Source organism: Bacillus sp. RC242, from assembly GCF_044908245.1.
Lineage (GTDB): Bacteria > Bacillota > Bacilli > Bacillales > Bacillaceae_G > Bacillus_A > Bacillus_A mycoides.
On the sequence record NZ_JBIYCZ010000001.1, the window covers coordinates 193,971 to 208,177 of the forward strand.

Annotated in this window: 17 protein-coding genes; 3 read left to right on the forward strand and 14 right to left on the reverse strand. The window is 33.9% G+C overall.

Annotation, left to right across the window (positions count from 1 at the left end):
• Positions 1-27 precede the first annotated feature (27 nt).
• The 10 genes from ABH957_RS01000 to ABH957_RS01045 all read right to left on the reverse strand — a co-directional run bounded on the left by ABH957_RS01000 (position 28) and on the right by ABH957_RS01045 (position 7,061).
• Positions 28-693 carry a potassium channel family protein gene (locus ABH957_RS01000; RefSeq protein ID WP_000504033.1) on the reverse strand — a complete coding sequence of 222 codons (666 nt, stop codon included), beginning with the start codon at positions 691-693 and terminating at the stop codon, positions 28-30.
• An 83-nt stretch (positions 694-776) separates the two neighbouring features.
• On the reverse strand, positions 777-1,643 hold the full coding sequence (locus ABH957_RS01005) for a hypothetical protein (RefSeq protein ID WP_002014843.1): 867 nt from the start codon (positions 1,641-1,643) through the stop codon (positions 777-779).
• Positions 1,644-1,916: 273 nt separating this feature from the next.
• A complete protein-coding gene (locus ABH957_RS01010; protein WP_002033831.1) occupies positions 1,917-3,047 on the reverse strand; it encodes an N-acetyldiaminopimelate deacetylase in 1,131 nt (376 codons plus the stop codon).
• Positions 3,048-3,108: 61 nt separating this feature from the next.
• Positions 3,109-3,831 carry a 2,3,4,5-tetrahydropyridine-2,6-dicarboxylate N-acetyltransferase gene (gene dapD, locus ABH957_RS01015; protein ID WP_002014841.1) on the reverse strand — a complete coding sequence of 241 codons (723 nt, stop codon included), beginning with the start codon at positions 3,829-3,831 and terminating at the stop codon, positions 3,109-3,111.
• A gap of 71 nt (positions 3,832-3,902) precedes the next feature.
• Complete coding sequence (locus ABH957_RS01020) at positions 3,903-4,787, reverse strand: transcriptional regulator CcpC (protein WP_002014840.1); 885 nt, start codon at positions 4,785-4,787, stop codon at positions 3,903-3,905.
• Positions 4,788-4,964: 177 nt separating this feature from the next.
• Complete coding sequence (gene cbpB / locus ABH957_RS01025) at positions 4,965-5,408, reverse strand: cyclic-di-AMP-binding protein CbpB (protein ID WP_002066926.1); 444 nt, start codon at positions 5,406-5,408, stop codon at positions 4,965-4,967.
• 169 nt (positions 5,409-5,577) lie between these two features.
• Complete coding sequence (gene abbA / locus ABH957_RS01030) at positions 5,578-5,769, reverse strand: antirepressor AbbA (RefSeq protein WP_002145987.1); 192 nt, start codon at positions 5,767-5,769, stop codon at positions 5,578-5,580.
• Positions 5,770-5,896: 127 nt separating this feature from the next.
• Positions 5,897-6,415 (reverse strand): ribonuclease H-like YkuK family protein, encoded by a 519-nt coding sequence (locus tag ABH957_RS01035; RefSeq protein ID WP_002088343.1) that lies wholly within the window; start codon positions 6,413-6,415, stop codon positions 5,897-5,899.
• Positions 6,416-6,489: 74 nt separating this feature from the next.
• Complete coding sequence (locus ABH957_RS01040) at positions 6,490-6,639, reverse strand: hypothetical protein (RefSeq protein ID WP_002033828.1); 150 nt, start codon at positions 6,637-6,639, stop codon at positions 6,490-6,492.
• A 185-nt stretch (positions 6,640-6,824) separates the two neighbouring features.
• Positions 6,825-7,061 (reverse strand): YkuJ family protein, encoded by a 237-nt coding sequence (locus ABH957_RS01045; protein ID WP_000055151.1) that lies wholly within the window; start codon positions 7,059-7,061, stop codon positions 6,825-6,827.
• Positions 7,062-7,293: 232 nt separating this feature from the next.
• Here ABH957_RS01045 and ABH957_RS01050 point away from each other — a divergent pair, with 232 nt between their 5' ends.
• Positions 7,294-7,530 (forward strand): glutaredoxin domain-containing protein, encoded by a 237-nt coding sequence (locus tag ABH957_RS01050; RefSeq protein ID WP_002014835.1) that lies wholly within the window; start codon positions 7,294-7,296, stop codon positions 7,528-7,530.
• 25 nt (positions 7,531-7,555) lie between these two features.
• Here ABH957_RS01050 and ABH957_RS01055 read toward each other — a convergent pair whose 3' ends face one another.
• The 3 genes from ABH957_RS01055 to fadH all read right to left on the reverse strand — a co-directional run bounded on the left by ABH957_RS01055 (position 7,556) and on the right by fadH (position 10,465).
• On the reverse strand, positions 7,556-8,044 hold the full coding sequence (locus ABH957_RS01055; RefSeq protein WP_002014834.1) for a DUF3993 domain-containing protein: 489 nt from the start codon (positions 8,042-8,044) through the stop codon (positions 7,556-7,558).
• Between the two features lie 183 nt (positions 8,045-8,227).
• Entirely contained in the window at positions 8,228-9,445 is a 1,218-nt protein-coding gene (locus ABH957_RS01060) for an EAL domain-containing protein (RefSeq protein WP_002066923.1), read from the reverse strand.
• Positions 9,446-9,700: 255 nt separating this feature from the next.
• The gene (gene fadH, locus ABH957_RS01065; protein ID WP_002128892.1) at positions 9,701-10,465 is read right to left on the reverse strand and encodes a 2,4-dienoyl-CoA reductase; all 765 of its coding nucleotides are present in this window, start codon (positions 10,463-10,465) and stop codon (positions 9,701-9,703) included.
• 198 nt (positions 10,466-10,663) lie between these two features.
• Here fadH and ABH957_RS01070 point away from each other — a divergent pair, with 198 nt between their 5' ends.
• Positions 10,664-11,521: a metallophosphoesterase gene (locus ABH957_RS01070; RefSeq protein ID WP_404510597.1), complete on the forward strand. Its 858-nt coding sequence runs from the start codon at positions 10,664-10,666 to the stop codon at positions 11,519-11,521.
• 97 nt (positions 11,522-11,618) lie between these two features.
• The gene (locus tag ABH957_RS01075; protein ID WP_002014830.1) at positions 11,619-11,855 is read left to right on the forward strand and encodes a hypothetical protein; all 237 of its coding nucleotides are present in this window, start codon (positions 11,619-11,621) and stop codon (positions 11,853-11,855) included.
• Between the two features lie 166 nt (positions 11,856-12,021).
• Here ABH957_RS01075 and ABH957_RS01080 read toward each other — a convergent pair whose 3' ends face one another.
• Positions 12,022-14,130: a polyphosphate kinase gene (locus ABH957_RS01080; RefSeq protein WP_404457498.1), complete on the reverse strand. Its 2,109-nt coding sequence runs from the start codon at positions 14,128-14,130 to the stop codon at positions 12,022-12,024.
• Between the last annotated feature and the right edge of the window lie 77 nt (positions 14,131-14,207).

Sequence of the window (14,207 nt, forward strand, 5' to 3'; positions counted from 1 at the left end):
ATGCCTCCTCGGCATTGTCCTTTTCTCTTATCTTAAAAAATGCTTAAAACGATCTACTTCATCGTCATGACCAATTACAATTAATATATCTCCCGCCTGAACGTTTTCTGTAGCTCGAGGAGATACGATAACTTCTTTTCCACGTTTAATTGCTACAATGTTCAAACCAAACTTCGCACGAATATCTAATTCAATTAAAGAGTGCCCATCAATTTTTTTATTTGCGATAATCTCTACAATACTATGCTCATCTGAAAGCTCTAGGTAATCTAACACATTACTTGATGCGATATTATTAGCAATCCTTTTTCCCATATCTCGTTCTGGATGCACAATATGATCTGCCCCTATTTTACTTAACACTTTTTCATGATAGTCATTTTGAGCTTTTACAGTAATATTTTTCACACCTAATTCTTTCAAAATTAACGTTGTTAAAATACTTGAATTCAAATTATCTCCAATAGCAACGACTACATGATCAAAATTACGAATACCAAGACTTTTTAATACCATCTCATCTGTTGAATCTGCAATTACAGCATGCGAAGCTATATTTGCAAACTCATTAATTTTATCCTCATCTGAGTCAATTGCCATTACTTCCATACCTAATTGAGCTAATTCACGGCAAATACTTCCACCAAAACGGCCAAGCCCAATAACAGCAAATTCTTTCTCTTTTTCGCCCACAGGAATTCCTCCAATAACATCAAATACTATGTACTTTTATTGTAACATACTTTAAATTCGCTACAAAAACCTGTATATACTTCTTATTTTTGTTTTTGCATATAAAAATACTGTTGTAAATAAAACGCGATACCGAAAATTAACATACCAAATACAAATATATTTCCAAATGAACTAAATGTTTCAAAAACGAACAATAGCGTTTCTTGTCCGAAAAAAGCAAATAAAAGTTGTGTAAATGCGAATAACAGTGCCAATATGTAATGATGTTGATGGAATAAATAATGTGTTGCGCCTAAAAAAGCTACAAGCGAAACAATGAAGATCCACCAAGTTTCTAAAAACAATTGCCAATTAGTAAATTGATATCCATTTACTAATATCGCAATAATTCCTATAACTGCCATCGTCGGCACACTCCATAATAATGCACGCCCTCTAAAGAAGTGCGCACCTTTTGCATCTCCTTTTTCATTTGCGATGTATGTTAGCACGACAGTACTTATATACAAAACAGAGAGGATTGTTAAAACAATGATAAGCCAAAAATGTAATTGATAATATTCATGTTCTATATTCGTCACAATTGCAGCTAACATACATGGAATAAACATCCCTGTCCAACCATCTATTTTTCTTTCGTTCCAAAACACCGTATTACCAATCCGAATTCCTAATAGCATAAAAATAATGATACCTAGTACAAATAACGTAGTCTTATTCCCTACTAAACTCGTTGAGAAAGCAATTAATCCAATAAATAAAAAAAGAACAAATCCATTCATAATTTCTAGTACAGGTGACAAATATCTTTTCACCCATTTGTATGTTTCTTCATATTCACTATTATTTGCTAAACGATAGGCGTAAAAACTTATCCCAAAATAAACCGCCGCAATAATAACATATGCATATAAGACGAAACATAAAATCGCACTGCTAATTTGCACGTAATTCCCCACCCTTTTTTCTATGTATCACATTGATTTTACACACTTTTCATACTAAAAGTAAACATATATAGGGTAGTTAAATAATTATCTTCCCTATTAGCAATAATTAATAATGAGCAGTGGCTAAAAACCCCCTGCTCATTATTAAGACGTCAAATTTAACTTTACTCATTTGTATGAAGATGTCTAACACTAACGAATACGAAAGATGTTTTCGTCTCTGAACTAAGAAGTCCCCACTCTAAACTATTGCACAATTAGCGAGTAAGTTCACTTTCTATTTCCCTTCCACTTCACATATTGATTTAAAAATACAATTGCTTTCTCAATAACCTCTTCGTCTGGTTTTAATTTCGCATGATGTAAACCATATTCTGAATTTACTCCAAGCCAAAACATAAATCCAGGTATCTCTCGAAGCATATAACCAAAGTCTTCACCTGTCATTGCCTCCGTACACGTAATTACGTCCATAGTCGTTTGTTCACGTGTAAATTGCATAAACTCTCTCGTTAGCTCCTCATGGTTATACACTTGATGATACATCGCTCCGTAGTCAATAACAGCTTCACATTGAAAAGAAGCTTCTATTCCCGCAACAATTGCCTCAATTCGGCTTTTAACACGTTTCATTGATTCCACTGATAGCGTTCGAATTGTTCCTTCTAAACGAGACTTTTCTGCGATAATGTTTTGAACTGTACCACCTGTAATTTTCCCAATTGTAATTACCGCACTGTCAAGAGGGTTCACATTACGACTAATAACTGATTGAAGTTGTGTAACGAGATGACTCGCTGCAACAATCATATCATTTGCTGTATGCGGATATGCAGCATGTCCACCTTTTCCTTTTAAATCAACGTATAGCTCTGATGTATTCGCAAATAATAAACCTTCTTTTGTCGCAATTGTTCCCACAGAGTATTCAGGCGCAATATGAAGTCCAAGAATCATATTCGGCTTCCATTCTTTTAACTCATCGCTTTCTAACATAGGAAGTGCACCACCTGGACCTTCTTCAGCTGGTTGGAATATAAACACAAGATCATCATCTATTCTTTCGCTTACAGCCGCTGTTAGAAGTCCTAAACCGATTGTTGCATGCAAATCATGTCCACATGCATGCATCATTCCTTCATGGACAGAAGAGAATTCATATCCAGTTTCCTCTGTAATTGGTAGACCGTCTATATCTGCACGATAACCTATTATTTTTTCTGGATTTTTTCCATTTACTTTAACAATTACACCTGTTTTCCATGTTTTCACTTCCAAATATTCATTAGGAAGCGTTCCTATATAATCTAAAATATACTGTTGTGTTTTCCACTCTTTAAATCCGATCTCCGGAATTTTATGTAAATCTCTACGAACTTGGACAAATTTGCTTACTGTCATTTTTGCACCTCTATCTATAAAAAGCGTAAGAGCACATTCATGCTCTTACGCTTTTTATTTTTTATTTCTCTGGGTTTAATTGACGAAGCTCTTGTTTAATTTCAGTTTTTGCTTTTGTCTTCTCATCAATTTCTTTAATTACACGTGCCGGAGTCCCCGCAACAACTGTATATGGAGGTACATCTTCTGTTACAACAGCTCCTGCTGCTACAACTGCACCTTTACCTACTGTAACGCCTTCTAGAACAACTACATTTGCACCAATTACAACATCATCTTCAACGATAACTGGTTTTGCAGAAGGTGGCTCAATAACACCGGCAAGTACAGCACCTGCACCTACGTGACAGTTCTTACCAACTGTTGCACGTCCACCAAGCACTGCATTCATGTCGATCATAGTACCTTCACCAATTACAGCACCGATGTTAATTGTTGCATTCATCATGATAACAGCGTTGTCACCAATTTCTACATGGTCACGAATAATCGCGCCTGGCTCAATACGAGCTTTAATACCTTTTAAATCAAGCATTGGAATTGCAGAATTACGACGGTCATTCTCAACTACATAGTCAACAATGTGCTTGTTATTTTCATCAAGAATTGTCTTAATTTCAGACCATTCTCCGAATAATACACCAGATTTTTTATTTACAAATGCTTGTACTGTTTCAGGGAATGTTACCTCTTTTAAATCCCCTTTTATGTATACCTTTACAGGAGTTTTCTTTTCACTGTTTTGAATAAACGAAATAATTTCGTTAGCGTCCATCATTTTCATTCTTGTTGCCTCCTAAATCCATTTATAATGTTACTCTACCAAACGATAGAGCCAGTAGCAAGACAATAATCTTATTTTTCCATTTGAATTTCTTCTATAATTTCTAAAAATGCTTGTACTTGCTTCAACTGCCTTGCCGAGTCACTCGTCAATAACCATGTTTCTCTCGTTAATTGAACAGGTGTTTTATACATATTTTCCTGCACTTCTTTTAAAACAGTCGAAGGTAAAAGAGCATAACCTATTCCATTTAAAACAAGCTGTTTGCACGTTTCAATTTGGTCAACTACAATCGTTCGCTTAGGTGGATTTGAAAATAATCCATACCACCAATTTTGTATTTGTCCATAGTAGGTCGAATCACTTTTAAATTGAATAAATGGTCTATTTGTCTCTTTTAACATCGAAATATCTTTTATTTCTTTATCGACTAAATATAATTCATCTTCAAATAATTGTTGTTTCTGCCCTTTGTATTCTTGTGATCCTCTCAGTATAGCAACATGAACGTCTCCTTCATAAAATTGCTTTTGCACTTCACTACTCCAGCCAGTAAACAGAGATATCTTCACAGAAGGATACTTATGCACAAATTTTTTCAAAACAGGTGGAAGCCAATATTGCCCAATGACTGATGCAACAGCTATTTTTAACGTACCGTATGTTTCGGTTCTAAAAAGAGCCAGTTCACTTTTAATACCCTCTTCCCGTTGTAACATTTCTTTTGCATAATTTGCAACTTTTTCCCCTTCAGGTGTAATTGTTAATCCTTTTTGTGAACGAATAAAAAATTTCATTCCCCATTGTTTCTCCATAGATTGTAATCGTTGACTAAGCGCAGGTTGGGAAACAAATAAACGTTCCGCCGCTTTTCTCATATTTGATTCCTGAGCTAACACAACCATCATTTGAAAATCATCAATTTGCAACTTTCTCCCTCTTTCCTTAGCTTCCATACACCTAATTTTAATAAGCATTTCATCCTTAATTTAATTGCATACTTTTATACATTAGAACGGTTTGTTAGTTCAAACTTTTCTTATGCTTTATGTCTTTTTAAATATAATACATACACAACTGATATGCACGAAAAAAAGTGACTTCGCCTTTTCTGTGAAGTCACTTTCCCTACGTTATCGATTATGCTGTCTCACTTTTTTATTCAACAATTTTAAAATAGCCCGCCGTGTTAAAATACCCTCGAAGTAACCTTCTTCATTGACAGCGCAAATAAAAGGATGATCAATTGTCATTTCTAAAGCTTTTGCAAAAGAATCTTCTAACATAAGAACTGGAATCTCTTCCTTCATCACTTGTTCCACTTTCATATTCTCAAGTCTTTCAAACTCAATGCGCTCTAATCCTAAAATACCATCTAAAATCATAGCAGTACTAATTAACCCATGTAGTTTATACATAGGGTCTAAAACAGGAATCGCCGAATATCCAGATTTCACAAGAACGAGTAAAGCATGTTCTAGACCATTCCCTATTTGTACATGTGCTACTTTATCTGATGAAATCATTAAATCCTTCACAAGAATTTGTTGAAACTCGTCTTTCGGAATACTAATCATGTTACATCCCCCATTTTTCCTTTTTCCTGCTAATATTCTCCGATCCTATTCACATTTTATGATAGCGTTTTCATATTATTATTTTGTCCTGACATTCTTCTAATAAAAATAAAAATACATAACTATTTTAGCATATAACATAAAAAAAAGACTACCATTCCGGTAGTGCTTAATACCCTTTATTTTTTAATCGGTAAAACAATCTTGTAATTTTTTTATATTGCGTCACATCTGTCTGTTTTAAACCATTCTCAATGTCTGTAAGCTCCACCGCTAAAATTTCGCTCGCGTAATTTTGCTGAAACAGAATATCCAACAATAAATTTTCTTCTTCTCTTGTTAAAACAAATTCCTTTTCCATATGCTCCTCTCCTTGCACTCGCATCATCACTCTCATTATATAAATTTTTCAGTCTATTTAACAGATGTAATATTCAGTTTTTGTTAGAAATACTTAACGACTGCGAATATATAGACATCATTTCACATTATTTTGTATATCTGTTTGCGTAACTAAATGCCGCATAAGCATCTGGTTTAATTTTTGCTGTTAATCCCATTGCTTGAATTTTCATCGTCATATCTAAAATAAATTCTTTTGTTAAACCATCATTCCCGATATCTAAATGAATTTCCATTATGAATCCTGCTCCATCTTGAGCGTATGGGTGCAATAAATCCCATATCGCTTGTATATGATTGGGAGTAAATAGATAGGCGATTTCTTGACTAAACTGTGTTTCTAAATATATTTTCTCTCGCAACGTTGCTGGCTTATTTTTCACTGATTTATGATGCAAACATCCCCATGCTCCTTTTCCAACACGATGAATATGTATCGCCGTAATAAACCTCGTATCCTTTTGATGCGCTTGTGAGTCTGTCCCAATAGATAATCGATATAAATTTCGCGGATCCTTTTCAATGAAACTACAAATACGGTTAAATACCATATCAAAATTCAAATGTCTCTCTGAAACATTATAAAATGTATACTCACCGTCCACATAGTCACGTCCTTTCAATTAGACAGACTTTTCGTATTCTCATTGTATGGGACAAAAACAAAAATTATAACTTACTACCCTTTATTCGTTTCAATATTTCGAATTACATAATTACAAAACCTACATGTATAAATTACATTTTGATTAGACTGGGCGGTTAATACGTGATTAATTTCAGCATGACTGTGACAATTAGGACAAATAACAATCGGTAAGCGTTCCATCCTTTGCACCTCCTATTAATATTTACTATCATTGTAGGAAAAATAAAAAATTCCTATACATATACATTTGTAAAAACTCTTTTATTTAATCGCGACTTAAATTACAACTTCTACTACCTATATAGCCCATTAATTAATATAACTAAAAAAGGTACCGCCATTTGGCAGTACCTTTTTTATATGTATCAAGAAATGATATCGTAAATCTCAATTGCAACCATATCGATGTTATCGAATTGATACACTTGAGGTTTTTCACCTTGTTGATACACTTCTAACTCATACATTTCACTTTTATCGAAAAATTTCACGCTACATTTGCGCTCACCGTTCACTTCAAAATAGCGTTGTGCTACTTCACCGCTTTCAGCTTGTTCTTGTAGACTAACAAGTCGAGTTAAAATTCCTTGGAGTAGAGACATGAAATCTCTCCTTTCTCTGATCTTCCTACCAATAGGTTTTACAGCTATACTCATTCTATCCGTCATAACAGAAAAAACGTTCCACAATCTAGGATAAAGGTTCTTGGCAAGAAACTCAACTAAAATTTGTCGAAATAAGAAGTAAAAAGATGAAAGAGCATCTTTTTACTTCTTTATTGCGCTTTTTATACTGGCAGAATATAATAAACAACAGAAAAAGGGAGGAATTACAATGAAAAAAATTGAGGTTTATACACAACCTGATTGTCCGCCTTGTACCATTGTAAAAGAATTTTTAAAACATAATAACGTTGTATATGAAGAATTTGACATAAAAAAAGACGCTGCTGCACGCAATCGTCTTTTATATGACTATGAATCCTATTCAACTCCAACAGTTGTAATTGACGAAGAAGTTGTGGCAGGTTTTCAAATTGAAAAATTACAACAGCTACTCGGTATAGAATAGGAATAGGCGACACCTATTCCTATTCTCATAATTGTTGTAACCTTTTTATTTCAGTCAACAGTTCCTGACTTTCATGATACCCTGCTAATTTCCATTTTCCATTATCCTTTTGCAATGTCACAATTTGATATTGTCCACTCTTTGTCCGCTCATAGACATATAAATTTTTATGTTCTTCATCATAAGACATTTTTGTTTCTGAATTAAAAGAAAACGGAGCTTCTTTTGCTGGAAGTAAATATTCACCACTTTGTTTTTCATTTCTACTGTTTTCATCTGTAAAAACTTGAAGGAAATTATTTGTAAAATATGGTGATAACGTCTCTATCATCTTATTCATAGGTATTTGCTTCCCGCGGATTGAAAATTGCGTCTCATAACCTTTTTGTATCGTTGTAAACACTTCTTTCCGATCCACTTTCACTTCTTCTTTTCCTAAAACAGTTGTGACACTATAGCCAACTAGAAAGGCAACACATATAAATAGAACAAACCATATTCCATATTTCTTCATTTTTTCACCTTCCTTTTAAAAGAGCTTGTCTTTGTAGTATTCATTGTAACAATGATTATGCAAAGAAAGGGATGATTTCGTTCGTAAAATCTTTACAACGATAGACAGCATTTTCATCATCATTTTCACTATTACCAATTTATGATAAAAACAAACAAAAAAATACACGAATCTCTTCGTGCATTAAAATAAAACATCTTCTTCATATAAATATTCGTACGATAAATCTATAAATAAAAAGTTTTCATCATCAATAGGGAATGAAAATGTTCGTACCATTTCACCAGTTTCGATATCAGCATATAAATCTGAAAGTCTTGCCTTATTCTCAAAACGCATTTTCATTATATTTTCTAGAAAATACGGGCGCCAGCTCCAGTTCTTCATATAATACTCTGGCATAATGATCCATCCACCATCTTTTTTCATAACATTACCCGATTGTTGAAAACCATCTTCATTACAAATAAATATCCGAAAACTATATTGTGATATGCTTTGGCTAAATTGTAATAACCAATCATTTATATCTTCATTCTTTTTTTGTTTTGACAGAACATCACCAATTCGATCACGTAACATCTCTGTTAAATTATAAATTTTTTGCAACTTCTTCTTCTCATGCAGAATAAATTGATGACATTCATTACCAAGTCGCTCTTTTAAAACATTCGTTTCAATAAAATCAGGTAAACATTCTTTCAAATAATTACCTTGATAATATCTACCACCGTTTTTCCAAGCATATTGTAGTTGATAAAAAGCATCAATTTCTTCATACAACAATGTCGCACCAATTCTTCTAGCAAGTAAAGATAAGGAATATAAAATATCTTGATAAGATTGTAAAAGTGCAGTTTGCCTTAAATTTGTTAAATCTACTTTTAAAATATCCGGTGCTAATACGCTAATACGCTCTAAATTACTTGTACCCGTTCCGACTTTATTAATCGAAATTTGAATACCATATGTACGATAATACATGAGTAAATGATTAAATTGTTCTATATCTTCTTTACATTCATGTTCTGTTATTTCCAGAACAATGCGTTGTAAGTTCAAACCTTGTTCTTCATACATCAGCAAAAGTTGAAGTAAACTTTCATCTTCATCATTCATTAATACATTAGCATTCCGATGTATAAATAATAATAATTTTTGATCCGTTTCTAAATACCTATTTAACGCTTTTTCTACGATGATGTTATCCGCTTCAAGTTGGAACTCACTCGGAATAGAATCATCATGGAAGAAAGATGCTAAACTTTGTATGCCCTCTTCTGTTTGAATACGTCCTACAACTTCATATCCAATTACTGTATGCTCATCAGCACTAAAAATAGCTTGATAATAAGGAAGGACTTTATCCAAGTTACTCATTACATCTAATGCATCTATCAACGTGCTTCCCTCCCTTTACTTTTCAAAAATTATAACACGATATTTACGGAAAAATAATAAAAAATCCCTTCAGTTTTCCTGAAGGGATTAGAGGGGTAAAATGCTAAGGGGAATTAGCAATTCTACTATGAAGAAAAAAGAGGTCTTAAATATAACGTATATATCCCCTCTTGTAAACACATTTCTTTTAAGTGTCACAATTTCGTCATATTTTACCACAAAGAAATGAATAAATCATTCGTTTGTTCATCCCTTTTAAAATGGATATTGATGCAAATGCTGGCCACCATCCATTGTCATACAAGTTCCATTTATGTATGCAGCTTCATCTGAACATAAATAATAAGCTAGACCCGCAATTTCTTCTGGTGTACCCATTCTACCAAGTGGAACACTTTGCAATGTACGCTTAGCCATTTCTTCTGAAATCCATAATTTATCGGCACCACCTGTACGTTCAATTGGTCCTGGTGCGATAGCGTTAACTCGTATTCCATATTTACGTCCCCACTCAACAGCAAGAGTTTTTGTCATCGCTAATACACCAGCTTTAGCTGCTGCCGAATGGATAACCCCTGGGCCTGCATCCCATGCATATGTTGCCACCATGTTAATAATATTTCCTTTTATACCTTTTTCAATCCAATATTTCCCAATAGCCTGACTACAATAAAATGTGCCATTTAATACAATATTAATTACCGAATTCCAGCCATTCACAGATAAGTCCTCTGCTGGACAAATAAAGTTTCCAGCTGCATTATTTATTAAAATATCAATCCGTCCAAACTTCTCATCAATATGTTCAATCATTTTTTGAATATCATCAGTATTTCGTACATCCATTTGTACAGATAATACTTGCCCTGGAAACTGTTCAATTTCTAACTTTGCTTCTTCTAGCTTTTCTTTTGTACGCCCTGTAATAACAACACGTGCCCCTTCTTTCGCAAAACGTATCGCCATCCCTTTTCCCATTCCACTTGATCCACCTGTTATAATAACTACCTTCTCTTTCACATACATCCCCTCCAAAAAAAATGAATACACATTCATTTTATCACTTTATTTGATAGAAATCTTTATATTTTTCAATTTTTCTGATATTTTAACGTAAAGAGGTTTCTTTTCGTTCATTTTTTTCGTAATCTATACTACTTTTTTAGTATTTAAAATATATTTTTAAAAAAACTGAAGGGAGGTTCGAGTAACCTGTATATGAAGAAAATTACAAGAAGAAATTTTTTAAAATCTGGAATACGCACTTGTCTATATTCATTTATAACCGCAAGTATCGGCTATTATTATGCTAAATATATAGAGCCCTATTTGCTTTCTTTTACGCAACACACACTTAAATCACCGCTCATACCAAAAGGTTTTCATGGTATGAAGATCCTTCAATTTAGCGATTTACATCTAGGATACTATTTCTCTCTCCAACATTTATCTCAAATCGTTTCCAAGATTAATGCTGAAAAGCCAGATATTGTCCTTTTTACTGGTGATCTCATTGATGATTACCAAACATATACCGAGGCTTCTTTTGTTGCATCCATTTTAAAGAATATACAGGCACCCTTCGGTAAATTTTCTATTTATGGTAACCACGACCATGGCGGATATGGAACTGAATACTATGATCACATCATGCGCGAATCTGGATTTGAACTTTTGCAAAATAGCGAAATGCGAATTCGTTTACTGGATAATAGTGAAATTTCTATTTTCGGACTCGATGATATGCTACTGGGTAAACCAAAAATAGCGGAAACTTTACAACATGCAAAACAAAATATTTATACAATTGTTCTCGTTCACGAACCAGATATCGCGCCACAAATCGCTACATATCCAATCAATCTTCAACTTTCTGGTCATAGCCATGGCGGACAAGTACAAATTCCTTTTTTAGGTGCTATTATTACCCCGTCGCTTGCAAAAGAATATATTGAAGGTTTCTATAACATTCAAGGTTTGACTCTCTATGTCAATCGAGGTATTGGAAGAACACGTGTCCCATTCCGCTTTATGTCAAAACCTGAAATTACACTCTTCATCCTACAACATTCGTAACAATTCGCCTATTTCCTTACATATCCTTCCTTGTACGCGCTCATCCACGCTTGGTCCACCATATGATAAAAATGAGTCCAGTAAAGGAGGTTTGTTCATGTATCCATATTATCAACCGATCCCAGTTCGTTCAGCACCTTTTGGCCCAGCAGGCGACTCACGCTTCTTTCCATTTTTCGGTGTTCCATTTCTAGCTGGAATTGCTGGCGGACTGCTAGGCGGAGCATTAGCTTTCGGGCCTAGACCGTTTTATCCGCCTTATCCACCGCCTTTCCCACCACCAGCACCTTTTCCTTGTTACGGAGGGCCTTGTCAACAACCATACTATTATTAATTTAAACCAACCATTCTTCTAATGTTTTTCTCTCAACGAACCGACTCATCACACGCCTATAATAAAAACTATTCTCTCTACTCATCCTTCCATTTTGAGAATATATGAGTAGAGAAAAAAAGTAAAAACCTCTTAAATTCAATAAGAGGTTTTTACTTTTTTCACACTATTCAGCGTCTGTATTTTGATACGCCATCTTAAATAAATTCACTTGGCTATCAATTTCTTCTATACTACTATTAATTATATAATAATAGTCACCATCTTTATTTTGTTCACGTGTTTTCACATTATCAGCTAAAACCAGCTGTAAAATTGCCTTTATTCTCGCTTTCATTTCAATATCTAAAATTGGGAAGGATATTTCTACTCGTTTTTCCATATTTCGCGTCATCAAATCAGCTGAAGATAAATATATTTTTTCATCTCCATTATGATGGAAATAATAAATACGACTATGTTCTAAATATCTTCCAACAACACTAACTACACGAATATTTTCACTTACATTTGGAATCCCAGGTCTTAAACAACATGTCCCTCTAACGACGAGCTCTACCCTTACCCCAGCTTGTGATGCTTCATACATTTTTTTTATTAACGGTTTATCTGTTAACGAATTCATTTTAGCGATAATATATCCATTTCCATATTGTCTATGATAACGGATTTCCTCATCTATTAACTCCATAAACTGCTCTCTTATATCAAACGGGGCAACAGATAAATGATGAAAATGCGGTTTTTTTGTATAACCACTCAAATAATTAAAGAAATTTGTTGCATCTACACCAAAGTCTTTTCGCGATGTAATATATCCAAAATCGGTATACAACTTCGCTGTTGCATCATTATAATTTCCGGTTCCAAGATGTACAAACCTTTCAATTTTTCCGTTTCTTCTTCTTACAACTAACGTAATTTTACTATGCGTTTTCAAGTGACTTACTCCGTAAATAACGTGACATCCGGCCTGTTCCAATTCTTTAGCCCAATGAACATTATTCTCTTCATCAAACCTTGCCTTTAACTCAACCAATACCGTCACTTGTTTTCCTTTTTCAGCTGCTACCTTCAGCGCCTGAATTATTGGAGAATCTCCACTTACACGATATAATGTTTGTTTGATCGCAAGTACATTCGAGTCATCTGCCGCATCACGGACAAAATCAACGACTGGCTGAAACGACTCAAAGGGATGGTGTAATAAAATATCATGTTCTATCGCTTTTTCAAATACATCTTCCTCATCACCTAAATCTTGAGGAGGTTGAGGAATAAGAGCCGGATATACTAGATGTTCATATAAAGGCGCTAATTTTTTATATAAGGAGAATAAACATGTTAAATCTAACGGTCCATCCATCATGTACACATCTTCATCTTTTACTTCTAACACATCATACAATAACGCTAACACTCTTTCATCAATGTGTTCTTTACCAACTTCTAAACGAACGGCAGCTCCCCACTTACGCTTTTTCAATTCTTTTTCAATTACTTTTAATAAATCGCGTGCACCTTCTTCATGGATCGTTAAATCCGCATTACGTGTAATACGGAAACGAGTAACAGGTGATACGTTATATCCTGTGAATAGTTTATGAGTAAAACCACTAATTACATCTTCTAATAAAATAAATTTATGTTTTTGCCCTTCACTCGGTAAAAATATGAAACGCTCCAGTAATGAAGGCACTTGTACAATTCCTAACTTCGTACGATTTTCTTCCTCAGCCTGTTGCTCATCATATAAAATAGTAGCTAAATTCAAACTTTTATTTAATAACATTGGAAATGGACGATACGCATCAATAGATACAGGGGTTAAAACCGGAAATATTTGTTCATCAAAATATTCCTCGATAAATTCCCTTTGCTCTTTCGTCAAATCATGGAATGTTAAACGCTCAATCCCCTCTAGTTTAAGCGCTGGCAATACATAATTTTTAAACGTTTCATACTGCACAGTCATCAACTCATGCGATTTTATCGCAATCTTATTTAACTGTTTCTTTGGTGTTAAACCTGCTTTATTTTCTGGCTGATTAAATCCCGCACTTACTTGATCTTTCAAACCTGCTACGCGCACCATAAAAAATTCATCTAAATTCGAACTAAAAATACTAATAAACTTTAGTCTTTCTAATAGTGGATTATTTTCATCTTGCGCTTCTTGTAGTACACGTTCATTAAATGCTAGCCAGCTTAATTCACGATTATTATAATACGCTGTATCATTTAAATTTACTAAATTCCCCTTTAGTAATTCCATTCGCTTCACACTTCCCTTTGAAACTTTTTTAATATAATTTAATTACTTTTATTTTATCAAATTACAATATTCCAAAG